The organism is Ectothiorhodospira shaposhnikovii (genome assembly GCF_022227765.1).
GTDB lineage: Bacteria > Pseudomonadota > Gammaproteobacteria > Ectothiorhodospirales > Ectothiorhodospiraceae > Ectothiorhodospira.
Map to the genome: position 1 here is coordinate 229813 of NZ_JAJMLZ010000004.1, position 24138 is coordinate 253950.

General features: G+C 60.0%; 18 protein-coding genes. 9 read left to right on the forward strand and 9 right to left on the reverse strand.

Annotation, left to right across the window (positions count from 1 at the left end; all coding sequences use genetic code 11):
* Positions 1–2: 2 nt before the first annotated feature.
* Positions 3–3062, forward strand: coding sequence for an efflux RND transporter permease subunit (locus tag LQD11_RS07485; RefSeq protein ID WP_238616987.1), 3060 nt, complete (start codon positions 3–5; stop codon positions 3060–3062).
* Here LQD11_RS07485 and LQD11_RS07490 read toward each other — a convergent pair.
* From LQD11_RS07490 to LQD11_RS07500, 3 genes are all read right to left on the reverse strand, one after another.
* Positions 3046–4911 (reverse strand): ATP-binding protein, encoded by a 1866-nt coding sequence (locus tag LQD11_RS07490; RefSeq protein ID WP_238616988.1) that lies wholly within the window; start codon positions 4909–4911, stop codon positions 3046–3048. The genes LQD11_RS07485 and LQD11_RS07490 overlap by 17 nt on opposite strands.
* A 278-nt stretch (positions 4912–5189) precedes the next feature.
* Complete coding sequence (locus LQD11_RS07495) at positions 5190–6362, reverse strand: FIST signal transduction protein (protein ID WP_238616989.1); 1173 nt, start codon at positions 6360–6362, stop codon at positions 5190–5192.
* A 10-nt stretch (positions 6363–6372) separates the two neighbouring features.
* Positions 6373–8421 (reverse strand): putative bifunctional diguanylate cyclase/phosphodiesterase, encoded by a 2049-nt coding sequence (locus tag LQD11_RS07500; RefSeq protein ID WP_238616990.1) that lies wholly within the window; start codon positions 8419–8421, stop codon positions 6373–6375.
* Between the two features lie 125 nt (positions 8422–8546).
* Between LQD11_RS07500 and LQD11_RS07505 the strand changes: the two genes are divergently transcribed.
* Complete coding sequence (locus tag LQD11_RS07505; RefSeq protein ID WP_238616991.1) at positions 8547–9524, forward strand: quinone oxidoreductase family protein; 978 nt, start codon at positions 8547–8549, stop codon at positions 9522–9524.
* 3 nt (positions 9525–9527) lie between these two features.
* Here the strand turns inward: LQD11_RS07505 and LQD11_RS07510 are convergent, their stop codons facing one another.
* Entirely contained in the window at positions 9528–10271 is a 744-nt protein-coding gene (locus tag LQD11_RS07510) for a hypothetical protein (RefSeq protein ID WP_238616992.1), read from the reverse strand.
* 263 nt (positions 10272–10534) lie between these two features.
* Here LQD11_RS07510 and fabI point away from each other — a divergent pair, with 263 nt between their 5' ends.
* From fabI to LQD11_RS07530, 4 genes are all read left to right on the forward strand, one after another.
* A complete protein-coding gene (fabI, locus tag LQD11_RS07515) occupies positions 10535–11311 on the forward strand; it encodes an enoyl-ACP reductase FabI (RefSeq protein ID WP_238616993.1) in 777 nt (258 codons plus the stop codon).
* A 3-nt stretch (positions 11312–11314) separates the two neighbouring features.
* Entirely contained in the window at positions 11315–12724 is a 1410-nt protein-coding gene (locus LQD11_RS07520; RefSeq protein WP_238616994.1) for a bifunctional enoyl-CoA hydratase/phosphate acetyltransferase, read from the forward strand.
* A 4-nt stretch (positions 12725–12728) separates the two neighbouring features.
* Complete coding sequence (locus tag LQD11_RS07525; RefSeq protein ID WP_238616995.1) at positions 12729–13922, forward strand: acetate/propionate family kinase; 1194 nt, start codon at positions 12729–12731, stop codon at positions 13920–13922.
* 141 nt (positions 13923–14063) lie between these two features.
* Positions 14064–14270: a dodecin family protein gene (locus tag LQD11_RS07530; protein ID WP_008931258.1), complete on the forward strand. Its 207-nt coding sequence runs from the start codon at positions 14064–14066 to the stop codon at positions 14268–14270.
* A 142-nt stretch (positions 14271–14412) separates the two neighbouring features.
* On the opposite strand, the gene LQD11_RS07535 is transcribed toward LQD11_RS07530, so the two are convergent.
* On the reverse strand, positions 14413–15573 hold the full coding sequence (locus LQD11_RS07535; protein WP_238616996.1) for a transposase: 1161 nt from the start codon (positions 15571–15573) through the stop codon (positions 14413–14415).
* Between the two features lie 181 nt (positions 15574–15754).
* Here LQD11_RS07535 and LQD11_RS07540 point away from each other — a divergent pair, with 181 nt between their 5' ends.
* Together LQD11_RS07540 and LQD11_RS07545 are read left to right on the forward strand one after the other, a co-directional pair.
* Positions 15755–16336 (forward strand): YceI family protein, encoded by a 582-nt coding sequence (locus LQD11_RS07540; protein WP_238616997.1) that lies wholly within the window; start codon positions 15755–15757, stop codon positions 16334–16336.
* Between the two features lie 219 nt (positions 16337–16555).
* Entirely contained in the window at positions 16556–17047 is a 492-nt protein-coding gene (locus LQD11_RS07545; RefSeq protein ID WP_141565249.1) for a hypothetical protein, read from the forward strand.
* 130 nt (positions 17048–17177) lie between these two features.
* Here LQD11_RS07545 and LQD11_RS07550 read toward each other — a convergent pair whose 3' ends face one another.
* Positions 17178–17552 (reverse strand): phasin family protein, encoded by a 375-nt coding sequence (locus LQD11_RS07550; RefSeq protein ID WP_008931254.1) that lies wholly within the window; start codon positions 17550–17552, stop codon positions 17178–17180.
* 245 nt (positions 17553–17797) lie between these two features.
* On the opposite strand from LQD11_RS07550, the gene LQD11_RS07555 reads away from it, so the two are divergent.
* Entirely contained in the window at positions 17798–18493 is a 696-nt protein-coding gene (locus LQD11_RS07555; RefSeq protein ID WP_238616998.1) for a DJ-1/PfpI family protein, read from the forward strand.
* A gap of 80 nt (positions 18494–18573) precedes the next feature.
* On the opposite strand, the gene LQD11_RS07560 is transcribed toward LQD11_RS07555, so the two are convergent.
* The 3 genes from LQD11_RS07560 to LQD11_RS07570 all read right to left on the reverse strand — a co-directional run bounded on the left by LQD11_RS07560 (position 18574) and on the right by LQD11_RS07570 (position 23942).
* On the reverse strand, positions 18574–20886 hold the full coding sequence (locus LQD11_RS07560) for an NADP-dependent malic enzyme (RefSeq protein WP_238616999.1): 2313 nt from the start codon (positions 20884–20886) through the stop codon (positions 18574–18576).
* A gap of 204 nt (positions 20887–21090) precedes the next feature.
* The gene (locus LQD11_RS07565; protein WP_238617036.1) at positions 21091–22440 is read right to left on the reverse strand and encodes an adenosylmethionine--8-amino-7-oxononanoate transaminase; all 1350 of its coding nucleotides are present in this window, start codon (positions 22438–22440) and stop codon (positions 21091–21093) included.
* Between the two features lie 131 nt (positions 22441–22571).
* On the reverse strand, positions 22572–23942 hold the full coding sequence (locus LQD11_RS07570) for a KamA family radical SAM protein (RefSeq protein WP_238617000.1): 1371 nt from the start codon (positions 23940–23942) through the stop codon (positions 22572–22574).
* Positions 23943–24138 lie beyond the last annotated feature (196 nt).

A 24138-nucleotide genomic window follows, 5' to 3' on the forward strand; every position in this document is an offset into this window, starting at 1 on the left:
CGATGCGATTCACTGATGTCTTCATCCGCAAGCCGGTGCTGGCCACGGTGGTCAGCCTGTTCATCCTGCTGCTGGGTATCCGGGCCGGCTTCGACCTGAACGTGCGCCAGTTTCCGGAGATCCAGAATGCGGTGGTTACCGTCACCACGACTTACATCGGTGCCGATGCCAACCTGATCCAGGGCTTCATCACCACCCCCCTGGAACGGGAGATTGCCGCCGCCGAGGGGATCGATTACCTGGTCTCCACCAGTCTCTCCGGCGTCAGCACGGTGCAGGCCTATCTGCGCATGGACTATGATCCCAACGAGGCCCTGACCCAGATCGCCGCCCAGGTCAACAAGGTCCGTTCGGATCTGCCCCAGGAGGCGGAAGAGCCGGTGATCCAATTGTCGGTGGGCGAGACCATCGCCGCCATGTACATGAGCTTCTATTCCGAGGTGCTCAGCGACAACCAGATCACCGACTATCTGGTCCGGGTGGTGGAACCTCAACTGGCCACCCTGCCGGGGGTGCAGCGGGCCGAGATCCTGGGGGCACGGACCTTCGCCATGCGCATCTGGCTCGATCCGGAGCGGATGGCGGCCCTTGACGTGACCGGTGCCGATGTGCGCCGTGCCCTGCAGGCCAATAACGTGCTCTCGGCGGTGGGGAGCACCAAGGGCCGCCTCATCTCGGTGGAGCTGACGGCGGAAACTGACCTGTCCAGCGCCGAGGGTTTCGAGCAACTGGTGGTTCGATCGGAGCAGGGCGCCATCGTCCGGTTGCAGGACATTGCCGAGGTGGAGTTGGGTTCCGAGAGCTATGACAGTTCCGTGAGCTTCAATGGCCAGTCCGCCACTTTCATCGGCATCGAGATCTCCCCGGATGCCAATGCTCTGGATGTGATCGCCGATGTTCGACGGGTCTGGGAGCGGGAGATCGAGCCCCAGTTCCCCGAAGGCCTCAAGGGGGATATCGTCTATGACTCCACCCTCTATATCGAGAGCGCCATCCAGGAGGTGCTGATCACCATCGTGCTGGCGCTGGTAATCGTGGTGGGGGTGATCTATGCCTTCCTCGGTTCCATGCGCAGCGTGATCATCCCGGCCCTGGCGGTGCCCCTGTCCTTGATCGGCACCCTGTTCCTGATGTTGCTGATGGGGTTTTCCATCAACTTGCTCACCCTGCTGGCCATGGTGCTGGCCATCGGCATCGTGGTGGATGACGCCATCATCATGGTGGAGAATGTCCATCGTCATATCGAGGAGGGCATGAAGCCGGTGGAGGCGGCCTTGCAGGGTGCCAGGGAACTGGCCTGGCCCATCGTTGCCATGTCCACCAGTCTGGTGGCGGTCTTCATTCCCATCGGCTTCGTCGGCGGCATCACCGGCACCCTGTTCGTGGAATTCGCCTTCACCCTGGCGGCCTCGGTGATCCTCTCCGGCGTGATCGCCCTGACCCTCTCTCCCATGCTCTGCTCCCGCCTGCTCAAGCCCCATGGCGAGGGCGGCAAGGGGCGTTTCGAGGCCTGGCTCGATGCCCGCTTCGAGGGGCTTCATCGGCGTTACGAACGTCGTCTCCATGGTGCCCTGGATGATCGCCATGTGGTGCTGGTGTTCGGCTTCATCGTGCTGGTGTCCTGCTATTTCCTGTTCATCACCAGCAGCAGCGAGCTTGAGCCCCCGGAGGACCAGGGCTTCGTCTTCTCCATTGCCCAGGGGGATGCCCCCATGACCCTGGATCAGCTGGAGCGCAACACGGCGGTGATGAACCGGTATCTGGACGAGATTCCGGAACTCTCCAACATCTTCATCATCAACGGTTTCGGCGGCGGTACCCATTCTGCGGTGGCGGGGTTCGTGCTGGCGCCCTGGGACGAGCGTGACCGCAGCACCCAGGCGGTACTGGATAACGACCTGCAACCCCGGCTGGAAGAGATCCCGGGTCTGAGCATCTTCGCGTTGGCGCCGCCATCCCTGCCCAGTGCCGGAGGTGGGGCTCCGGTGGAGTTCGTCATCCGCTCCACCGATCCTTCGGAGAACCTGCTGGAAGTTTCCCGGGAAGTGATCGGCCGGGCCATGGCCAGTGGCCGCTTCATCTACATCGACGGTGATCTCAGGATCGACCGTCCCCGAACCGAGATCCATATCGACCGGGAAAAGGCCGCCCTGATGGGGGTGGATATGCAGACCCTGTCGGCGGATCTTTCCTCCCTGTTCTCCGGCGCGTTCGTGGGACGCTTTGCCCTGGATGACCGGTCTTACCGGGTCATTCCCCAGCTGCAGCGGGTGGATCGGCTGACGCCGGATCAGATCGAGGATCTCTATACCCGCAACCGGGACGGCGAGCTGGTGCCCCTGGATACCTTGATCACCCTGAAGGACTCGGTGCATCCCCAGCAGCTCAAGCGCTTCCAGCAGCTCAACGCGGTCACCCTGTCCGGGGTTCCCCGGCCGGGCGTGACCCTGGGCGAGGCCCTGGAGGTGCTGCAGGAAATCGCCGCCGATGTCCTGCCGCCGGGTTACAGCGTGGATTATGCGGGGCAGTCACGTCAGTTCATGACCGAGGGCCGCCAGCTGGTGGTGACCTTCTTCTTTGCCCTGCTAGTGATCTATCTGGTGCTGGCGGCCCAGTTCGAGTCATTCAGGGATTCGCTGATCATGCTGGTGACCGTGCCCATGTCCATTGCCGGCGCGCTGCTGTTCGTCAGCCTGGGCCTGACCACCCTGAATATCTATACCCAGGTGGGGCTGCTGACCCTGATCGGACTGATCGCCAAGCACGGTATCCTGATCGTGGAGTTCGCCAACAAGCTGCAGGAACAGGGGTTATCCCGCCGGGAGGCAGTGGAAAAGGCGGCCGGAATCCGGCTCAGGCCCATCCTCATGACCACGGCGGCCACGGTGCTGGCCATGATCCCGCTCCTGATTGCCAGCGGCCCGGGCGCCGGTTCCCGGTTTGCCATGGGCTTGGTGATCGCCGCCGGCATGACCATCGGCACCCTGTTCACCCTGTTCGTGGTGCCGGCGGTGTATACCTATCTGGCACGGGATCGTGCCGGGGTCACCGGGGCGGCGTGACCGGATTGTTCCCAGGGCCGGCATCCAGTCTTTGCCGCAATGCCGGCAGCAACCTGTCCATCTGCTCCAGCAGGCTATGAAGCGCCTGCCGGATCCGCGGGAATTCGGCCTGTTGGCGGCAGAGATCCTCCAGTTGTTGGGCGGCATCCCTGGCGGGCAGGGCGCACAGGGTTCCGCATTGTCCCTTCAGGGTATGCGCCTGGATGCCCAGATCGCCGAGATGGGACGACGCCAGATTGTGCCGCATGTCATGAAGTTGGTTATCGATGCTTTCCAGGAAAAGCGCCAGCACTTGCAGCAGCAGAGGTTCGTCATCACCGATCTGCCTGAGTGCGTTCTGCCAGTTGAAAATGGGAGATTGATCGGTGGGCGCCGGGTCGGGGATGGGGGCGCCGAGGGTCATGGCCTCCATGAACCAGGTCGGTTCGTTTTCAGCATGGATATTGCTGATTTCCAGGGTGCTCGGCGACACTGAATCGGTGTCGGGATGATGATCATGGCCGATGACATTAAGGACCTCTTGAATCAGCAGGGCGTACTGGATGGGTTTTGCCACATACCCCTGAATCCCGCCGGCGAGAAAGCGTTCACGATCACCGGCCATGGCATGGGCCGTCAGGGCAATGATGGGGCAGGGTGACCAGTGATTTTCGGCCTCCTGCTGGCGAATGTGTTGGGTGGCCTCCATGCCGTCCATGAGCGGCATCATCATGTCCATAAGGATGAGGTCAAAGCGTCGATGGGCAGCCAGCTCCACCGTTTCGATGCCGTTTTCCGCCACGGTACAGACTGCATCAATGCGCCCGAGCAGCTTTCTGATCACCAGTTGATTGATGGAGTTGTCCTCGGCAATCAATACTTTCAGACGCATTTGCTTGAGCTGATCGGCAAGCAGGACATGAGGCGTCCGGGTATCGCTGGGCTCTGGTCGCGTGCCGTGGGGCAATCGAAGCCTGACCGTGAATTCAGAACCCTTGCCTACCTCGCTGATGACGGTGATCTCGCCGCCCAGCAATTCCACCAGTTTGCGGGTGATGGTCAGGCCCAGGCCCGTGCCTTCGTAGCGCCTGCTGTAGGTGTTGTCTCCCTGCTCGAAGGCTTCGAAGATCCTGCTGATCACATGGGTGGGAATGCCGATGCCGGTGTCCCTGACCGACAGTTGCACCTCGGAAGCCGCCTCGTCCCGGGCAAGCAGCCGCCCCTGGAGAGTGACCTCTCCCTGTTCGGTGAACTTGATGGCGTTGCCGAGCAGGTTGATCAGGATCTGGCGCAGGCGGGTGGCATCCACGCGGACGTAGTCGGGCAGATCCGGGTCCAGGTGATGGGTGACCCTGAGTTGCTTCGCCGCCGCCGTGGGCATTTGGCTTCCCAGGGTTTGCAACAGCAGTTCCTTCAGGTCCAGATCCCGGGTTTCCAGGATCATCTTGCCGGCATCGATCCTGGACAGGTCCAGGACGATATTGATGATGCTCAGCAGGTGTTCCGCCGACAGTCTGGCCAGATTCAACTGTTCCCTCACTTCCTCCGGCAACGGGGTATCCAGTACCACGTCCAGCAATCCGAGCACACCATTCATCGGTGTTCTGATTTCATGGCTGATGTTGGCCATGAACAGACTCTTGGCCCGCTCGGCGCTGCGGGCGGCTTCCATCTGTTGCTTGAGCTCCTGCTCGTAGATGCAGGCGCGAATGGCCTGTGCCAGTTTCTCCATCAGTTTGGGCAGGGAGTTGAAGAGATCCTCACTGATCGGTGTGCCGGTCTTACGCATGACCAGGATGCCGAAACCGGTCAGATGGAACACGTACCAGTGATGCGCGTCGCCGTCTTCCCGGTGCAAGGGGAGACGCATCAGCCAAGCGCGGAGTGTGTCCGGATGGTCCGGTATCCCGGACCGTTCCATGAATGCCTGATAATAAGGTCTTTGGACCACATTCCGGGGGATGGCCGCCACGACTGTTCTTGAAACCTCCGGCGAGGCTTCGTCAATGAGACGTATGACGACGGCAAGGTTGAAATTGCACAGTCGCATCATTGTCCCCAGGCTGTGCCTGAGCATTGGATTCAGATCCAGGCTCTGGCCGACCGAGAATGCGATTTCGTAGAGGATCTGTGTCGCTTCAAGTCGTCTCAAGGGACCCCTCCCTGTGCCATGTCAAGCAGGCAAAGCACGGAAGACTTGTTCATGAACTCCATGTAATCGTTTCCGGTATTGGCGATTTCGCCCAGTGTGAAGGCACCGAACAAGGGCATGCCGGCGCCGGCGCCCTCCAGTTCCCGGTGGATCCCTTCACCGAGAAATAACACCCGTGAAATACAGTCGATGAACAGGGCCGGGGCGGCGGTGCCGTCGGTGCACTGTGATTCGGCGATGGCCCGGGCCTGGGTGGCGGCCTGGATCAGGGAGTCCGGGGTGCCGTTGAGCAGTCTGACGAAACAACCTTCCCGGACTTCTCCCACACACATCAGGGATTGATCGCCCACTACCATCAGCGGGTCGCGTACCACCATTTCGCTGTCCAGTTTGGAGATGCCGAAGGGATAGGCCTTGGCGATGTCGAAAAAATTCTCTCTGGTGATGTCCTGGCCGCCATGCTCCCGGATCATCCGGCGATACACCTCGAAGGCCGGCTGCCAGTCAAGGGTATGGATGATGTTCCTTTCCGACGAGGTGACTTTGAGGGTGTCGCTGATGGGCTCCCAGCCATGGGTGACGCCGATGCGGCTGACCAGAGGGATGCGGGCCAGGACTGCGGTATCCCGGCAAATTCCGTTCGGTGTGATGATGCAGGGTTTCTTTTCAAAGCTCAGTGACCCGGCACCGCCGCCGACGAAATTGACATCCAGTCCGAAATGCAGGAACAGCGACTCGATGAGGGCGCTGATGCGGCTGGAGAAACCATCCAAAAACACGATAACGGTATTGTTCTCCAGTGCTTCTGGCCATGCGGCATGGGCCTGTGCAAGGTCCCGGTCAAGATCGGCATGGGCATCGCTGAGTCCATGCACCACGGCGATTTGTGCCGTGACGGGCAGCCCGACCAGCAGGGTGCCGTTGGAGTAGGGTTTGCGCTCATGGATGATCTGCGGGAAAACGCCACCGAATACCGGTAACGGACACTCCCGGAACAACCGGGTGGCACCCTCATGCGGCCAGTTGTCCTGATCGCAGCCCAGTACCATGATGCTCTCGACCCCGGGTTCCCGCGCCATGCGTTGCAGGCAAGGGACAAGCGCATCGAGATGCCCGGTCGGTTCCATGTGAAAGTGGATGGTGTTCGTGATCATGGGATTGGTTTTCATGGAGTGGTATTCACGGAATGTCGGCGTCGGCGACGCTTTTCATGGTCAGACAGTGCTGCAGTTCATCGGCCCTGACGGGCTTGGAAATCAGGTAACCCTGTATCTCATTGATACCCAGTGCATCCAGATAGTCCCGCTGACGCTGGTTTTCCACGCCTTCGGCAATGGTCCTGAGGCCAAGGCCCTGGCTCAGGGCCGTCAGGGAACGGATGATGGCCCGGCTGTTTCTGTATTCGGTGATGTTCTCGATGAAGCTCTTGTCGATCTTGAGGGTGTTAAGCGGGAATTTCAGCAGGTATCCGAATGATGAGTAACCGGTACCGAAGTCGTCGATGGCAATATTGAATCCCATTTCCCTGAGACGCTTGAGGGTTACGATGGTGTCTTCAGGGCTGTGCATGGCGATGTTTTCGGTGATTTCCAGTTCCAGGCAACGGGCCGGGATGCCGTGCCGCTCCGTGCAGGCCAGGATTCGGTCGGCCAGATCCTCCTGTTCGAACTGGCGGGCGGACAGGTTGATCCCCATGCGCAGATTGACGCCCTGGCGTCGCCAGGCAGCCGCCTGACGGCAGGCCTGCTCAATGATCCAGTCCCCCACATGCCGTATTCTGCCGGTCTCTTCCAGCAGGGGGATGAACTCGACGGGGGAGATGACGCCTCTCTGGCTGTGCTGCCAGCGGATGAGAGCCTCGACGCCGACGATCCTGCCGCTGGACAATTCCTGTTGGGGCTGGAAGACCATGAAAAACTCGTCCTTGTCCTGGGCAAGGCGCAGGTCGGTTTCCAACAGGATGCCCATGGCCTTGTTTTCCACCTGGCCTTGCTGATGAAACACCAGCTTGGTGCCGCTTCCCAGACGGGCCTTGCGCTGGGCTTGCCGGGCCAGGAGCAGCAGGTCCTCGGCATTGGATCCATCCCGTGGGTAGATGCCGGCACCGGCGGAGCACTCCACGAAGACGGCCTTGCCATTGATGAAATGCGCCTTGTCCAGGTGGGAGAGGTAAGCCTCGTGGGAATCCTCCATGGCCATGGCCACGCCGAAGGTGTCGGCTTCCAGTCGGCAGAGCAGGGTGCCTGGGGCGGCATGTTGCCGCAGACGCTGGGCGAACACCCGCAGGACATTGTCGCCGGCGGCATGGCCGAAGGCATCGTTGATGCGGTGCAGCCGATCGATGTCCAGAACCATGACCATCCATGGATCTTCTCCCGACCCCATGTCCAGCTGTTCCTGCAACAGGCGCAGGAACAGCCGTTCCTTGGGTAGGTTCGTCAGTTCATCATGCTCCACCAGATAGAGCACCTGATTTTCCAGTGCACGCAGCCCGGTCACATCCTGAAACGCGCCGACCATGGTGTCCTGGTCCGCGGATGGCTTGCCCTGCATCCGCAGGATGCGATGTCTGGCCCCATCTCCCAGCCGGACTTCCAGGTCAAGCCCTTCGTGATGATTCATGCTCAGTTCAAGCTGATTTTTCACCTCGCTCTGCTGCCCGGCATCCACCAGTGCGATGAAGTGATCGACACGGTCAGGGAGCGGCTCGCGCCACCCCAGCACGGCAGGAGCGTCTTCCGACCAGCGCATTGCCCCGGATTGCCGATGCAGTTGCCAGAATCCAAGCCTGGCCAATCGGCAGGCACTTTCCTGTTCGGCTCGGGCCTGCCTTAGCACCGCTTCCCGCTCCGCACCGCCGAGTACATAGCGGACACGTCGGGATAGCAGGGTCGGGTTGATGGGTTTGGTCATGAAGTCCGTGGCTCCGGCATCGAAGGCCTCATCGATCGACTGGACATCCTCGGCGCTGGTCAACATGAGGATGGGAACCCAAGTCCCTTCATTATGGGCGCGGATGGCACGCACCACGTCGAAGCCGTTCATCTCCGGCATGGTCACGTCCAGCAGGATCAGATCTGGGCGGTGCCGTACAAAGGCCTCGACACCGCGCTTGCCGTTGTCTGCCTCAATGACCCCATAACCCTGACGAGAGAGACCGACCCGGATTACGAGCCGAATGGTGGGGTCATCATCGACGATGAGGATGTTAGAGATGGCAGCGGTCATTGATGACTCGATTCTGGTATCAGGCATGCCCGTGGCGAGTGGGTGCGGTGGTGGCAAAGATTGACTGAATATGCTTCGCTCAGGTTTTGCTGCGACGATTCACATGATGATCCGGAGACAGACCCATGTCCTTTGTCATGCAGATTCAGAAAATCGGTGGTCCCGAGGTGCTGGAATGGGTCAGGTCACCCCCGGGGGAGCCGGGGCCGGGGGAGGTTCGTCTGCGTCAGACGGCGATTGGTCTCAATTTCATTGACATCTATTTTCGTCGTGGGCTGTATCCGTTGCCGAAGCTGCCGTGCGGTCTTGGCATGGAGGCGGCCGGCGTGGTGGAAGCCCTGGGTGAGAACGTGACCGGGTTGCAGGTCGGCGATCGCGTGGCCTATGCCGCGCCTCCTCCGGGTGCCTACGCTCAGAGGCGGGTCATGCCTGCCGACAGGCTGGTGCGTCTGCCCGAGGATATCCCGGACGACACCGCCGCCGCCATGATGCTCAGGGGCATGACTGTCCATTATCTGTTGCGGCGCACCTGGCCGGTGGCGGCGGGTCAGCATGTCCTGGTCCATGCCGCCGCCGGCGGTGTCGGTATCATGCTCTGTCAATGGGCAAGGCATCTGGGGGCCGAGGTGATCGGCATCGTGGGCAGTCCCGAAAAGGCCGATCTTGCTATGGAACATGGCGCGAATCACGTCATAGTGGGCGCCGGGGAGGGATTTGCCGACAGGGTGAGGGAAATCACCGACGGGCGCGGCGTGGACGTGGTCTACGATTCGGTCGGGCGGGATACGTTCATGGGTTCGCTGGATTGCCTGCGACCGTTGGGCATGATGGTCAGCTTCGGCAATGCCTCCGGCCCCGTGCCCCCTGTGGATCCGGCCGTGCTGGCAGGGAAAGGTTCGCTCTTTTTCACTCGACCCAGCCTGTTTCATTACATTGCCGCCCGGGAAGACCTGGAATGGGCCGCCTCGGAACTGTTCGAGATGGTCAGGACCGGTGTGGTGGCAGTGCCCATTCATCAACGATACCCTTTGCGAGAAACTGCCCGGGCTCATGAGGACATGGAGGCCAGGCGCACCACCGGCAGCAGCATCCTGCTGCCCTGAGGGTTACCAGTTGCCGCCCAGCCCCATCCGACTGTTGCGAAGACAGCCCTGAAAGGCCAGCACCGAGCCGCCGGCATGGTGATCCCAGCAGGATACGATGGCGTCAAAGCAGGTTTCCAGCCGGCTTCTTTCTCCCCGGGCCCGCTGATGGCATTCGAAGGCCGCCCTGTCGGAGAGAGTATCCACGGTATGGTGGGTCACGGTCAGCGGTCCCTGGGCCAGTATCCACTGCATGGCTTGGCGGGCTCCGTCCAGGGAAAACTTCAGGGTGCGGACATCTCCCTGATCATCTTCCACCTTGAGGCGGATTTCACGTCCCTCCATCAAGGATTCCAGAAGGGGTGGCAGCGAGTGTCCGCGGGAAGGTTCCCAGACCGGCCATTCCAGGCTTTGAGTCCATGAACCCGAGGATGGATCGGGATCGATGGGGGCATCGGGATCCTGCTGGAGGGCATGCTTCCGACAGGTCGTGTCCACATCGATTTCCGCTTCCAGCAAGCCATCCCTGATGTGAATGGGAGGCCCGCCATTGACCAGCAGGGCAATCTTGACCGGCCCATTCTGCGTCTGGCCCACCGCAAGTGCGTGGCCCTCGTCAGTGCGTGTATAGGCCAGCAGGGTCAGCGCCTGTTCTCCGGACGGCTGGCTGTAACTGATCCACCAGTCCTGGAATCGCTCTGCGGCGAAGGCCGGTAGGCCCGTCGCCATCAACAGACAGGCAATCAGCATCTTCGTCGGCAACGGCATGGGATCGGCTCCTGATTGAATCCGGGGCAATGGTGAAGGGTTTTATATGAGCCGGCGAACTATCCATATGTCAACCATGAGTGCGGCGTGGATTTAGGTCGGGAAAGGCATCTTGAAAACAAGTAAAAAAGACCGAAGAACCTTGCAAAAATCGCAAATTGACATGCAGGCATCATGCGCTTCTGCTAATCTTCGCTGCAATGCAACATAAATCAGGTTCATCTGTCTGAACCAGTGAACCCAGCGACGATTGGAGGTTGCCCATGACGACTCAACCCTTCTCCATGCAAGGGAAAACCGGCATCGTCACCGGTCTCGCCAATGCCGACAGCATTGCCTACGGCTGTGCCCGTGCACTGCACCAGGCTGGTGCCGAAATGATCGTGACTTATGGCCATCCCAAGGCCGAATCCCACGTCCGCCCTCTGGTCGGTGAAATGGGAGATCCGGAACTGATGCTGTGCGATGTGCTTGATCAGTCCCAGGTGGACGCCCTGTTCCAGCGCGCCGACGAACGTTGGGGAAAGCTGGATTTTCTGATCCATTCCATGGCCTTTGCCCCCCGGGATGATCTCCATGGTCGGGTGGTGGACTGCTCCTGGGACGGCTTTGCCCAGGCCATGAACATATCCTGCCACTCCTTCATTCGTCTGGCCCGTCAGGCCGAGCCGCTGATGAAGGAGGGGGGCACCTTGATCACCCTGTCCTATTACGGGGCCGAAAAGGTGGTGGACAACTACAACCTCATGGGGCCGGTCAAGGCCGCGCTGGAATCCAGCGTGCGCTACATGGCGGCGGAATTGGGTCCGCGGGGCATCCGGGTGCATGCCATCTCGCCGGGCCCCATCCGTACCCGGGCGGCCTCGGGTATCCAGGATTTCGAAACCCTGGCCCGGGATGCCGAAACCCGATCTCCTCTGCGTCGTCTGGCTACCGTCAATGACGTAGGACAGTGCGCCGTTTTCCTGGCCTCCGGGGCTGGACAGTCACTGACCGGCAGCACCCTTTACGTGGATGCCGGCCACAACATAAGGGCCTGAGTCATGGACAAGAAAACCGATCTGGGTTACATCGAGAACCGTACCTTCGATGAGATTCGGGTGGGCGACGAGGCTGCCATCGAGCGCCGGCTCACCATGGATGACATCAAGCTCTTCGCCATCATGTCCGGGGACGTGAATCCGGCGCATGTGGACGAGGATTTTGCCAAGAGTTCCCGTTTTCAGGAGATCATCGCCCACGGCATGTGGGGCGGGGCGCTCATTTCCACCGTGCTGGGCACCGAACTGCCCGGACCCGGGACCATCTATCTGGGACAGACCCTGCGGTTCCGGGCTCCGGTGGGCCTGGGAGACATCCTGCAGGTGAAGGTCAAGGTCCTGGAAAAGGATCCGGACAAGAACCGCATCAAGTTCGATTGCCGGTGTACCAACCAGGAAGGTCGGGATGTCATCGAAGGGGTGGCCGACGTGCTGGCACCCACGGAAAAGATCCGTCGCCCCCGTACCGTGATGCCTCGGGTGCGCATGTCCGAGCGTGCCCGTCTGCATGAACTTCTGCATGCCGCCACCCATCCGGAGGCGGTGGACATGGCCATCGTGCATCCAGTGGATGCGCCTTCCATCCTGGGAGCCTATGAGTCTGCCAGGGCGGGCCTGATCCATCCCATCCTCATCGGTCCCGAGGATCGCATCCGCGCGGCAGCGGATGAGGCGGAGATCGACATCAGCGATTTTCGCATTGTCCATGTCCCTCACAGCCATGCCGCGGCTGAGCAGGCGGTGGCCATGACCCGTGCGGGCAGTGTGGGAGCGATCATGAAGGGATCGCTGCATACCGATGAGTTGCTGCGGGAAGTGGTGCGCAAGGATGCAGGCCTGCGCACCGAGCGGCGTATCAGTCATGTGATGGCCTTCGATGTCCCGACCTATCCTCGTCCGCTGTTCATCACCGATGCGGCCATCAACATCTACCCCTCCCTGGCCGATAAGGTGGATATCGTCCAGAACGCCATTGATCTGGCACACGCGGTAGGTAATGAGATGCCCAAGGTGGCCATTCTGTCGGCGGTGGAGACGGTGAATCCCAAGATCCAGTCCACCCTGGAGGCGGCAGCCCTGTGCAAGATGGCTGACCGGGGGCAGATCACCGGCGCCCTGATCGACGGTCCCCTGGCCTTCGACAACGCCGTGTCCGAGGCCGCGGCAGCGACCAAGAACATCACGTCACCCGTGGCGGGTCGGGCGGATATCCTGGTGGCTCCGGATCTGGAAGCGGCCAACATGCTCATGAAGCAGTTGACCTACCTGGCGGATGCAACCGGAGCCGGTCTGGTGGTGGGTGCCCGTGTACCCATCGTGCTCACCAGCCGGGCCGATGATGCCATCACCCGTATGGCCTCCTGTGCCCTGGCGTTGCTACTGGCGGATTATCTGAAGAAAAAGGTTCGGTAACGGCATGCGAGATATCCTGGTCATCAACAGCGGCTCTTCCAGTCTCAAGTTTGCGCTGCTGGGGTGGGGAGGGGATCTGTCACTGGACGGTTTTTCCGTCCATTACCAGGGGCACTTCTCCGGATTGGGCGGGCGGCAGGCACGGCTGTCGATTCGGGATGGCCAGGGAGCGGTCATCCGTGATGATCACCTGATCGCGGATGTCGATCAGTATGACCATGCCGCTGCGCTTTCAGAACTGCTGAACTGGATGGATGCGTTGCCCGATGCCGGCCGGATCAGTGCCATTGGCCACCGCATCGTCCATGGAGGACGGCATTATCGCGAGCCGGTCCGCCTGGACGAAGGGGTGCTGAAGGATCTGGAAACGTTGATTCCGCTGGCGCCATTGCATCAGCCTCATGGTCTGGCACCGGTGCGTAGCCTGTTCACGCTACGACCGGACGTGCCCCAGGTAGCCTGCTTCGACACCAGTTTTCACACCACTCAGGCACCGGTTGCCCAGGCTTTTGCCTTGCCCCGGCATCTGACCGAAGCGGGATTGATCCGGTATGGTTTTCACGGTCTTTCCTATGATTACATCAGCCGGCGTCTGCCCGATCATCTGGGCACGTTGGAGACGGGCCGGGTCGTAGCCGCTCATCTGGGCAATGGCGCGAGCCTGTGTGCCATCCGGGACGGTGCCAGCGTGGCTTCCACCATGGGATTTACCGCGCTGGACGGGCTGCCGATGGGAACCCGCTGCGGAACCATCGATCCCGGTGTGGTACTCCATCTGCTGACCCACGAGAACATGTCACCCGCGCAAGTGAGTGATCTGTTGTACAGACAATCAGGATTGCTGGGGGTATCGGGTGTCAGTGCCGACATGCGTGACCTGATTCAAAGTCCGGTACCCGCGGCCAGGGAAGCGGTGGAACTGTTCTCCTATCGCATCATCCGGGAAATCGGCAGTCTCGCGGCCGCGTTGGAGGGGCTGGACCATCTGGTCTTCACGGCGGGTATCGGTGAACATGCCGCGCCGGTTCGGGCTATGGTGTGTCAGGGATGTGAGTGGCTGGGGGTTCGCATTGATGAGGCACGCAACGAGTGTGGCGAGATACGCATCAGCATGGATGACAGCCCTGTCGGGGTATGGGTCATTCCCACCGATGAGGAGCGCATGATTGCCTGGCATGCCGCCCGCTGTTGTCTCTGATGTTCAAGGAAAAACAGCGCAGTCTTGACTAGACTTGGGTGACCGGCTTGAACGGTGTGGACCGTGGCGGCCGGTCACATTGGATATCAGAACCAATAAATCAGCCGCCGACCTCGTGGTCGGGGGGCGAGGAGTCTAGTCATGAGCGTTTACAAGGTCATTGAACTGATTGGAACCAGTGAAAAGTCCTGGGAAGATGCCGCCGCCCAGGCCGTGGCCAAGGCCCGATCCAGCTTGCGTGAACTGCGCATCGTGGAAGTCAACAAATTGGACATGAGACTGGATGAAGCCGGCAATATCGTGTGCTATCGAGCCCGCTTGAACGTCTCCTTCAAGTACGAAGAATAAGTACCGCCCCGCGGATTGCCTGTTTTTCCCATCACATGGCAGCGCGGACCGCTCTTGGTCCGTCTGCGCCTCGGACCCGGCGAGCACCGCTTGCCGGGTATTATCCTCTCATCCGGTCACCTGACAGAAATCAGACTTCTGTTCAGGCTGCCTTTGCCTGAAACACCTGCCTTGCCATGGCAATTCCCCGCATCCGCCGCCGTCTCCGGCGCTGAGCCAGTGCCGACAAGGTATCCGCGGTACCGATGACAGGGCCGAAGGTTTTCAACAGATGGTCGGCATGGCGGAGGAACTGCTGCGGTTCCATGCCGAGTTTGACCAGCAATCCGGGCGTCTTGTCCGCGATGAAGCCCCGTTTCATCGGATGTACGCATCGTCCCAGAGTTTCAGTCAACTCGAAATAATCCTCCAGTGAAAAAGGAATGCCGTGTTGCAATCCAGCCTCCGATGCCTCAAAGGGCATCAGTGATGCCTGGGTGATGTTCTGCAATGATTTTTCTGGCTGTAAGGGACCGCTTTCACTCGCGTGGTCCCGGCGTGAACCGATCCTGAATGGGGTAGGGGAGGGGGGCATCTCAGGCTTTGATGAGGCTGGACCAAGCTTGGAGGTGTTGTCAGCGCCTCCGGTTCCGACATTGCGGTCCTTATCCGGGGTGATGGTGGCATTTCTGATTCTTCTGGCAATGGATGTGTATTCACTACGCTCCAGAGTGTCCGCAATCCCCGCCCGGATCGGGTTGAGATCCACATAGGCCATGGCGGCCAGCAAGGCTTGTTCATCCAGCAATGCCTGGCTCTTGAAACGTCCTTCCCAGAATCGCCCTTTGACACCGTCCTCCTGATTGGCCTGTCGGGCAATGGACTCGTTCAGTACCCGCATGAACCAGGAAATGTCATGGAGACGTGCCCGATAAATTTCGGCAAGTTCCTCCACCTGGGCCATTTCAGCGGCACTCATCCGAACTCTGTCATCGGACAGATAGCGCTGGACCGGGGCAGGGCCGGTAAATAGCTGCGTCCAGCGGGTCAGAATCTGCTCCATGGTCCATCCATAGGTACGGGAGGCATCGACTCTCAGAACCACGTGATAGTGGTTGGACATTACGGCATAAGCAGCAATATCGATGGCGAAGACCGAAGATAAGGCAAGAATTCGGCCTTCAATCCAGGCTCTGCGATGCTCGTAGCTGGTGCCGGTCAGCGGATCCTTGCCGCACAGGAACGCACGGCGTACGCAGCGACTGACCAAGTGGTACCAAGGGGTCTCGTCGAGGCTGATGAGGGATGCGCGAGGTTGAGTCATGACTTAAGAATAGACCCTTTTTTAGTAACATGCAAATAAAGTGGGTGTCCTTTTAAAAAGACTAATGACATCTACACATCAAACTGTCCATAAAAAATGCGTTTCTTCAGCAAAAGAATAAGGGTAATTTTTTAAACCAGACATGATTGGTCAGTTTCTTAAACAACAGGAGGATCGCCGCATGAAACCTTTGTTCGCCCTTTCGGCTACCGTGGTATTGGTGTCAGGCATGGCGACATCTGCCCTGGCGGAGCCGGTGACCTACGAAATCGACCCCACCCATACCTTCCCTCGTTTCTCCTACAGCCACTTCGGGCTGTCCACCCAGACCAGTCAGTTCAATCAGACTCATGGCACGGTGACCCTGGATAAGGAGGGCGGTACAGGGCAGGTGGATATCGTGATCGACATGACCTCGGTGGAAACCGGGTACACCACTTTCAACGAGCATATCCAGGGAGAAGATTTCTTCGATACCGCCAGCCATCCCGAAGCCAGATTTCAGTCCAGCCAGATCAATTTCCAGGACGGTCGCCCGGTATCCATAGACGGTCATCTGACCATGAAGGGGATCACACAGCCGGTGACCCTGGAGGTGAGTCATTTCGCCGCCATGGTCCATCCCATGCTGGAAAGACCGGCCATCGGTGCCCATGCCCATACCGTGGTAAAACGCAGCGATTTCAATGCAGACAAGTTCGTGCCCTATGTGGGAGATGAAATCACCATCAGCATCTCCATGGAGGCTGTGGTGCCCGAATAAGCAGGGCAGGTGGGATGTATCAAATCTTTCCACGGCCGGGCTTTGCCTGGCCGTTTTCACATGGGATGCCCCCCGACATGCATGCACAATGGCAAAGTACCTGATGTGCCAGGGTGCCGACTGTCATCAATAACCTGAAGGCCACAATCTGATACCCTTTGCAGGCTCAGGTTTTTAACCTCATTTCAGGCTTGACAAGACAACGTGGAGGCGCAGGGCGTGCAGCAGAATGAACGCAGTGACATCATCGTCCGAGCAGGGGGCGGGGCTGCCATGGTGATGGCGGCATTGCTCATGGCCGGTTGCGGCCAGAAGGTCTCGGAGGAAGGGTTTTTCGGGGTCTGGACAGTGACCGGATTCACCGCCACGGATGAGGCCACGCTGACCGACGAGCAGGCACAGGCTCTGGTAGGTCGCAAGGGCGTCTACTCGAAGCACATTGCCCACTTCGAGGAGAGTCAGTGTCTCAAGCCCGGGTATGTGGTTCACGCCCTGGGTCCGGACGCCTTTATCGAACGCTTCGGCATCACGCCGGAGGCGTTGGACTTTCCCGATGGGGACGTGACCACGGTGGAAATCACCTGTTTTGATACGCCGCTGGAAGAGCCCCTGAGCCTCCTGCCCAGAAGCGAGGAGGCGCTGGTCATCGCATGGAACGGCGTCTTCTTCGAGACTCACCGCAAGACAGGAGCCCCCCTGTCGGCCCGCTGATGCGGGCTGGGGTGCAGGATAAAAAAACGCCCATCCGATGAAAATCGGATGGGCGCAGGGATCAAGCGGATAGGAGAAGACAACTTCAACGGGCGGCCCTGCCCATGACACAATCCTGGTCTGAAGCGAATCAGGCGCTCTTGCGGGCCTTGGCGGGCTCGATGCTGGTGACGGTGGCCAGACCTTCTTCGCTGAGCTTCTGCACTTCTTCGGCATAACCGCGCTGCAGTTCCACCAGTTCATTGGTGTCCTTGGCCACCTTCTCGCTCAGAGACTTGGTGGCTTCGGCCTGGGCACTCACGTAGGCCTGCAGGCTCTTGGGGTCGGTCACGGTCTGCAGGGCACGCATCTGCTCGATGGTGATCTCGGAATAGCTGCGGAACATGCTGATCTGGTATTCAACCAGCTTGGCCACGTGATCCAGGGTCGCATTGTTGAACTTGCGCACAGGACCGGCCATCTTTTCGAACTGTTCCTGATTCATATTGAAGAATTCGTTGTACATGGCAAATCTCCTTGAGATGGGTTTGCCAAGGATGGGCGGATTCCCACCCTTGTTGCGTCGCAGCATAGCGCACTTTTTTGTGCGGTGCAACATTTTCAATCAAACACCAGCGCCACGCGGAAACATAAATACCGTAAGAATTGGATGCATAATAGGCAGAGTCGAAGTATTTTTGTGATCAGTCAATGTCCGGCGGATCGGCCACCCGCAAACCGGCGGCCGACCGGTTATCAGGAAAACCGATGATGAATAACAGCATCACAGTCCGACGCACCCTGGTGGGTATTCTGATCTTCGATCAGGTGGAAGTCCTCGACTTTGCAGGTCCGTTCGAGGTGTTTGCCACCACCCGGCTGGATGAGTCCAGACGCGCCGAAACGGAATCCCCCTTCGACATACGGCTGATTGCCGAACACAAGCGTCCCATCACCACCACGGGCGGCATGATGGTACTGCCGCACCATGACTTCACCGATTGCCCGGAACTGGACATTCTGGTGGTACCGGGAGGGAAGGGGGCCCGTCGCGAGATCAACAATTCCGTCCTGATGAACTGGATCAGGGAGCGCTCTGATGGCTTATCCCTGCTGGCGGGTGTCTGTACCGGTGCCATGCTGCTGGGCAAGGCCGGCCTGCTGGACGGTCTGCGGGCCACCACCCACTGGCGCTCCCTCGACTGGATGCGGGATTCATTTCCGGAGGTGATGGTGGTGGAAGACGAATTTGTTGTGGATGCCGGCTCCGTCATTACCTCGGCAGGGATCTCCGCCGGCATCGACATGGCCCTGCAACTGGTCCTGCGTTATCACGGCCAGGACGTGGCTCGCGCCGCCGCCCGCTACATGGAGTATCCATTTCCGGAAAACAGCCGTAGGAGAGTGCTCGAAGGCCTGAAACCGCCCACCCAGCACGCTTCCAACGGCGAACGACGCGTCAACTAGATTCCGGTAACGGCGGCATTTCCCGTTCCAGCGCCCGTAAAATCAGGGTGCTGGAACGGAAAGAGCAGGGTAGGGCGGGGTCAGCGCTGCATGGGATCCCGCTGCTGTGCCTGGCGGCTATCCGCCTGATTGGCATCCACCACCGCCAGCGCCGTCATGTTGACCAAGCGCCGCACGGACGCGGTTTCATTGAGGATGTGCACGGGCCTGGCGGAGCCCAGCAGGATCGGCCCCACGCTGATGCCTTCACCGCTGGCCGCCTTGAGCAGGTTGAACGAGATGTTGGCGGCATCGATGTTGGGCATCACCAGCAGATTGGCCTCGCCCTTGAGGCGGCACCCCTGGATGAGCTGATCACGGATCTCTTCCTTGAGGGCGGCATCGGCGTGCATTTCCCCGTCCACTTCCAGATTCGGGTCCATTTGTTCCAGCAGGGCCCGGGCGCGACTCATCTTGCGCGCCCCTTCGGAGGGCACACTGCCGAAATTGGAATGGGAAACCAGGGCTACCTTGGGAGCCAGACCGAAGTTGCGCACTTCCTCCGCCGCCATCAAAGTGATCTCGGCAATGGTTTCCGCGTCCGGATTTTCATTGACATAGGTGTCGCACAGGAAGAGGGTGCGATGGGGCAGCATCAGCAGGTTCATGGTGGCGAAGGTCCGAACCCCGGGGGCCAGGCCGATCACGTCTTCGATGAATTTCAGGTGATAGGCGTGCTGGCCCACCATGCCGCAGACCATGGCGTCCGCATCTCCCGTGCGCAGCAGCATGGCGCTGATCAGGGTGTTGTTGCTGCGGATGCGGTACTTGGCGATGTCCGGCGTGATGCCCTTGCGGCCCATGATCTGGTGATATTCACTCCACAGGGTACGGAAGCGGGCGTCGGAAGCCGGATTCACCAGCTCAAAATCCTCGCCTGGGCGCAGGTTCAGGCCGATGCGCTCGATGCGGGACTCTATCACTTCGGGCCGACCCACCACGATGGGCTGGGCCAGCCCTTCTTCCAGCACCGTCTGCACGGCACGCAGCACCCGCTCGTCTTCGCCTTCGGCATAGATGACCCGCCGTGGGGCCGCCTTGGCGGCGGCAAATACCGGTTTCATCACAAACCCGGACTGGTAGACAAAGTTGTTCAGATGATCCCGATAGGTCCACAGCTCCTCGATGGGGGCAGTGGCCACCCCAGAATCCATCGCGGCCTTGGCCACCATGGGGGCGATCTTGACGATCAGTCGTGGATCAAAGGGTTTGGGGATCAGATAGGAAGGCCCAAACCGCAGCCCTTCATCCCCATAGGCCTTGGCCACCACGTCGGAAGGCTCCGCCCGGGCCAGTTCCGCCAGGGCCCTGACCGCGGCAATCTGCATTTCCTTGGTGATGGTGGTCGCGCCCACATCCAGGGCACCCCGGAAGATGAAGGGGAAGCACAAGACGTTATTGACCTGGTTCGGATAGTCGGATCGTCCGGTGGCCATCATGGCGTCATCCCGTACCTCCATGACTTCCTCGGGCAGGATCTCCGGGTCCGGATTCGCCAGCGCCAGGATCAGCGGATTGGGGGCCATGCGGGCCACCATGTCCTGTTTGAGCACGCCACCGGCGGAAAGCCCCAGAAAGACGTCGGCACCGTCGATGATCTCGCCCAGAGTCCTGGCCTCGGTGTCCTTGGCATAGCGTTCCTTGAAACTGTCCATCTCTTCGGGGCGTCCCTTGTAGACGACGCCGTGAATGTCCGTCACCCAGATGTTGTCCTCCGGCATACCCATAGTGACCAGCAGATCCAGGCAGGCGAGGGCGGCGGCACCTGCACCAGAGGTGACCAGCTTGATGCTGCTCAGTTCCTTGCGGGTGAGCTGCATGGCATTAAGCACAGTGGCAGCCACCACGATGGCAGTACCATGCTGGTCATCGTGAAAGACGGGGATCTTCATCCGCTCCCGTAGTTTGCGCTCGATGTAGAAGCATTCCGGAGCCTTGATGTCTTCCAGATTGATGCCGCCGAAGGTGGGCTCCATGGCGGCGATGATGTCCACCAGCTTGTCCGGGTCAAGTTCGTCCAATTCGATGTCGAAGACGTCGATATTGGCGAATTTTTTGAACAACACACCTTTACCTTCCATTACCGGCTTGGCTGCCAGGGGACCGACGGCGCCCAGCCCCAGCACGGCCGTGCCGTTGGTCACCACGCCCACCAGATTGGCCCGTGCGGTCAGGCGTCCCACCTGACCCGGATCTTTGGCGATCAGCCGTGAGGCGGCCGCCACACCGGGAGAATAGGCCAGAGCGAGATCGCGCTGGTTGGTCAGACCCTTGGTGGGCACGACCGAGATCTTTCCGGGGGTGGGGAAATAGTGGTAGTCCAGTGCGGCCTGGTCCAGCGAGCTTTTATCCATGGGGGCGATGGATCTCCGGTACGGGTCTTGAAATCGGGAAGCGGACTATTATCCGACTTTTAAAGTGTCTGTGGGAGCCGATACAGCAGCTTTGCAACTGATCGATGTGGTCAGCCAGCCATCCAGGCTAGAACCCGTTCTTGTTTGGGAGCCGATGTACTCCTTGGTTGAGAACATTATTTAACATAATATACATTATGCGAATCAATCCCGGCACGCCAGGTCGATGCCTTCCATCATCACCTGCGCCAGGAACCGGATCTGCTCCTCGGTGATCACGTACGGCGGCATCAGGTAACTCACGTTGCCCAGCGGTCTGAGCAGCGCGCCGCGCTTGAGGCCGTGCCGGTAGATCGCCAGACCACGGCGCTCCTGCCAGGGATACGGTTCGCGGGTGGTCTTGTTTCTCACCATCTCCACCGCCGCGATCATCCCGTGCTGACGCACATCCGCCACGTGGGGATGATCCTTCAACGGCGCCAGGGATTCGGCCATCACCGCGGCCAGCCGTCGATTTCGCCCGATGACGTCATCCCGTTCGAACAGGTCCAGGGTGGCCAAAGCCGCCGTGCAGGCCAGCGGATTGGCGGTATAGGAATGGGAATGCAGAAATGCGGTCAGGCGCGTGTACTCATCATAAAAGGCGTCATAGACCTGATCATGGGTCAGCACCACGGACAGCGGCAGATAGCCCCCAGTCAGCCCCTTGGACAGACACATGAAATCCGGCGAGATACCCGCCTGTTCACAGGCAAACAGGGTCCCGGTCCGGCCGAACCCCACCGCGATCTCGTCGGCGATCAGATGCACACCGTAACGGTCACAGGCCTCGCGCAACCATTGCAGATACCGGGGGTGATACATGCGCATGCCGCCGGCGCATTGCACCAGGGGCTCGACGATCACCGCGCAGGTTTCGTGGGCGTGCCTTGCCAGCGTCGCCTCCATGGCCTCGAACATGCGCTCGGCCACCTGTTCACAATCTTCGCCCGGTTCACGCTCGAAACAGTCCGGACCGGGCACGGTCATGACCTCCATCAGCAACGGCCCATAGGTGGACTTGTACAGAGGCACGTCACCCACCGCCAGCGCCCCCAGGGTTTCTCCGTGATAGCTGTTGGAAAGACAGATGAACCGGGTCTTGTCCTTTTGGCCCCGGTTGAGCCAGTAATGAAAGCTCATCTTCAGGGCGACTTCGACGGCGGCGGACCCGTTGTCGGCGTAGAAGCACCGGCTCAGGCCCGGCGGCGTGATCGCCACCAGACGCTCGGACAAGCGGACCACCGGTTCATGGGTGAAACCGGCCAGGATCACGTGTTCCAGGTCATCCAGCTGCCGGCGGATGGCGGCATTAATATAGGGGTTGGCGTGACCGAACAGGTTCACCCACCAGGAGCTGATGGCATCCAGATAGCGGTTGCCGTCGAAATCCTCCAGCCACACCCCCTCCCCTCGCCGGATTGGCGTCATGGGCAGATGTTCGTGATCCTTCATCTGGGTACAGGGATGCCAGACAACGGCCAGGTCCCTGCGGGTCAGGTCGTGATTGTTCATCATTTTGCTCTCCCTTCAAGATACAAGGAACCTTGCAAAAAAAAGGCTGATCCGGGAAATACCCGAACCAGCCTGAAAGACATGGGAACCGGCCCGCCGATTCTCGTGACTCGACAACCTGAAATTCCGAACTACCGGGTCACCGCCCTCGCCTTCATGGCATTGTACTCATCCTCGAAGAAGAACTTCTCCTCCCCGAAGGCCGGCTTCAGGTGGTTCAGCCAGGTGGCCTTTTCATCATACCGGGCAAAGAACGGACGCTGCACCCAGTCCGGATTACGACCCTGGATGAAGCGCAGCACGAACACCTTCTCCCCCTGGATCTCGGTCACGCCCTGGATCTCCACCTTGCCGGGACCGGCACTCATGGAAGGACCGCGGGCGGTGCGGGCCAGGCCGGATACCTGGGACATGGCATCGCGGTAGATCTCCCAGGCCCGGGCCAGCGGGACCTCGAAATAACAGCGGGCGCCGGTATCCCGTTCACCGAACATGTAGTAAGGCACGATTCCCAGGCGTACCTGGTTGCGCCACATGCGAGCCCAGACTTCGGCATCATCATTGATATGGGCCAGCAGCGGCCCTTGACTGCGGATCTCGGCACCGGTGGCACGCAGTCGGCGGATGGCCTCCCGGGCCACGGGGGTTTCCATCTCCCGCCAGTGGTTGTAATGGGCCATCAGGGCCACGTGCTTGCCCGCCTTCACCAATCGTTCCAGCAACATCAACAATTCATCGGCATCGGCATCGCTCACGAAACGATGGGGCCAGAAGGTCAGTGCCTTGGTACCGATGCGGATGGTCTGGACATGATCGAATTCCGGCGCCATCAGGGGCTCAAGATACTGGGCCAGATACTTGGTCTTCATGACCATGGGATCACCGCCGGTGACCAGCAGGTCCGTCACTTCCGGATGGGCACGCAGGTAGCCCAGCAGGTCATCACTCTGACTGGAGGCGATACGCAGTTCCTTATCACCCACGAACTGCGCCCAGCGGAAGCAGAAGGTACAGTACGCATGGCAGGTCTGACCCTGGGTGGGGAAGAACAGCACCGTTTCCTTGTACTTGTGCTGCAACCCTTCCAGGGGACGGCCATCCAGCATGGGGCGGTTCATCTCCATCTGCCCTGCCGGGTGGGGATTGAGGTCCTGACGCAACGTCTGCGCCAAGGCAGCAATCTCCGCCCGCTCTGCGCCGCGACGGTGCAATTCGGCCATGCGTTCATAGACCGCCGGCTCCAACATCTCGCGCTGAGGGAAGGTCAGCTGATAGATCGGGTCATCGGGGACCTGATCCCAGTCGATCAATTCATCTATGATGTATTCATTGACCCGGAACGGCAGCACGCTGGCCACCACCTTCATCTCGAAACGCTGGGCTTCGGATAGCCGGGCTACCGCGGGGATCTGCTCCAGGGTCCGCTCGGTATAGACCTTGAACGGACGGGCCTTGATCTCTTGCAGTGCTTCGTGTCGGTAAAAATTAAGGACAGAACTCATGACGCCTCCGATACTCTGTGATCAGATCAGACGGAAAATTAATCTGGATCCAGTGGGAAGAACGGGCGCCGCAGGCGTGCCAGCCCTGATCTCCGAAAACGACCGCGCACTATTATTCGGCGGTCACAAGATGGTTGTGGCCAAGATGGCCAAGGGACAAAGAAGAACAACCCTAACAAATCAGGCACGCTCATTG

Excerpts from the sequence above, each read along its gene's own strand:
- LQD11_RS07490 (WP_238616988.1), bottom strand. The coding sequence starts at position 4,911 with ATGCGTCTCCCCTTGCACCGGGAAGACGGCGACGCGCATCACTGGTAC.
- LQD11_RS07520 (WP_238616994.1), top strand. The coding sequence starts at position 11,315 with ATGGACAAGAAAACCGATCTGGGTTACATCGAGAACCGTACCTTCGAT.
- LQD11_RS07535 (WP_238616996.1), bottom strand. The coding sequence starts at position 15,573 with ATGACTCAACCTCGCGCATCCCTCATCAGCCTCGACGAGACCCCTTGG.
- LQD11_RS07500 (WP_238616990.1), bottom strand. The coding sequence starts at position 8,421 with ATGACCGCTGCCATCTCTAACATCCTCATCGTCGATGATGACCCCACC.
- LQD11_RS07505 (WP_238616991.1), top strand. The coding sequence starts at position 8,547 with ATGTCCTTTGTCATGCAGATTCAGAAAATCGGTGGTCCCGAGGTGCTG.
- LQD11_RS07555 (WP_238616998.1), top strand. The coding sequence starts at position 17,798 with ATGAATAACAGCATCACAGTCCGACGCACCCTGGTGGGTATTCTGATC.
- LQD11_RS07495 (WP_238616989.1), bottom strand. The coding sequence starts at position 6,362 with ATGAAAACCAATCCCATGATCACGAACACCATCCACTTTCACATGGAA.
- LQD11_RS07525 (WP_238616995.1), top strand. The coding sequence starts at position 12,729 with ATGCGAGATATCCTGGTCATCAACAGCGGCTCTTCCAGTCTCAAGTTT.
- LQD11_RS07530 (WP_008931258.1), top strand. The coding sequence starts at position 14,064 with ATGAGCGTTTACAAGGTCATTGAACTGATTGGAACCAGTGAAAAGTCC.
- LQD11_RS07510 (WP_238616992.1), bottom strand. The coding sequence starts at position 10,271 with ATGCCGTTGCCGACGAAGATGCTGATTGCCTGTCTGTTGATGGCGACG.
- LQD11_RS07550 (WP_008931254.1), bottom strand. The coding sequence starts at position 17,552 with ATGTACAACGAATTCTTCAATATGAATCAGGAACAGTTCGAAAAGATG.
- LQD11_RS07565 (WP_238617036.1), bottom strand. The coding sequence starts at position 22,440 with ATGAACAATCACGACCTGACCCGCAGGGACCTGGCCGTTGTCTGGCAT.
- LQD11_RS07570 (WP_238617000.1), bottom strand. The coding sequence starts at position 23,942 with ATGAGTTCTGTCCTTAATTTTTACCGACACGAAGCACTGCAAGAGATC.
- fabI (WP_238616993.1), top strand. The coding sequence starts at position 10,535 with ATGACGACTCAACCCTTCTCCATGCAAGGGAAAACCGGCATCGTCACC.
- LQD11_RS07485 (WP_238616987.1), top strand. The coding sequence starts at position 3 with ATGCGATTCACTGATGTCTTCATCCGCAAGCCGGTGCTGGCCACGGTG.
- LQD11_RS07560 (WP_238616999.1), bottom strand. The coding sequence starts at position 20,886 with ATGGATAAAAGCTCGCTGGACCAGGCCGCACTGGACTACCACTATTTC.
- LQD11_RS07540 (WP_238616997.1), top strand. The coding sequence starts at position 15,755 with ATGAAACCTTTGTTCGCCCTTTCGGCTACCGTGGTATTGGTGTCAGGC.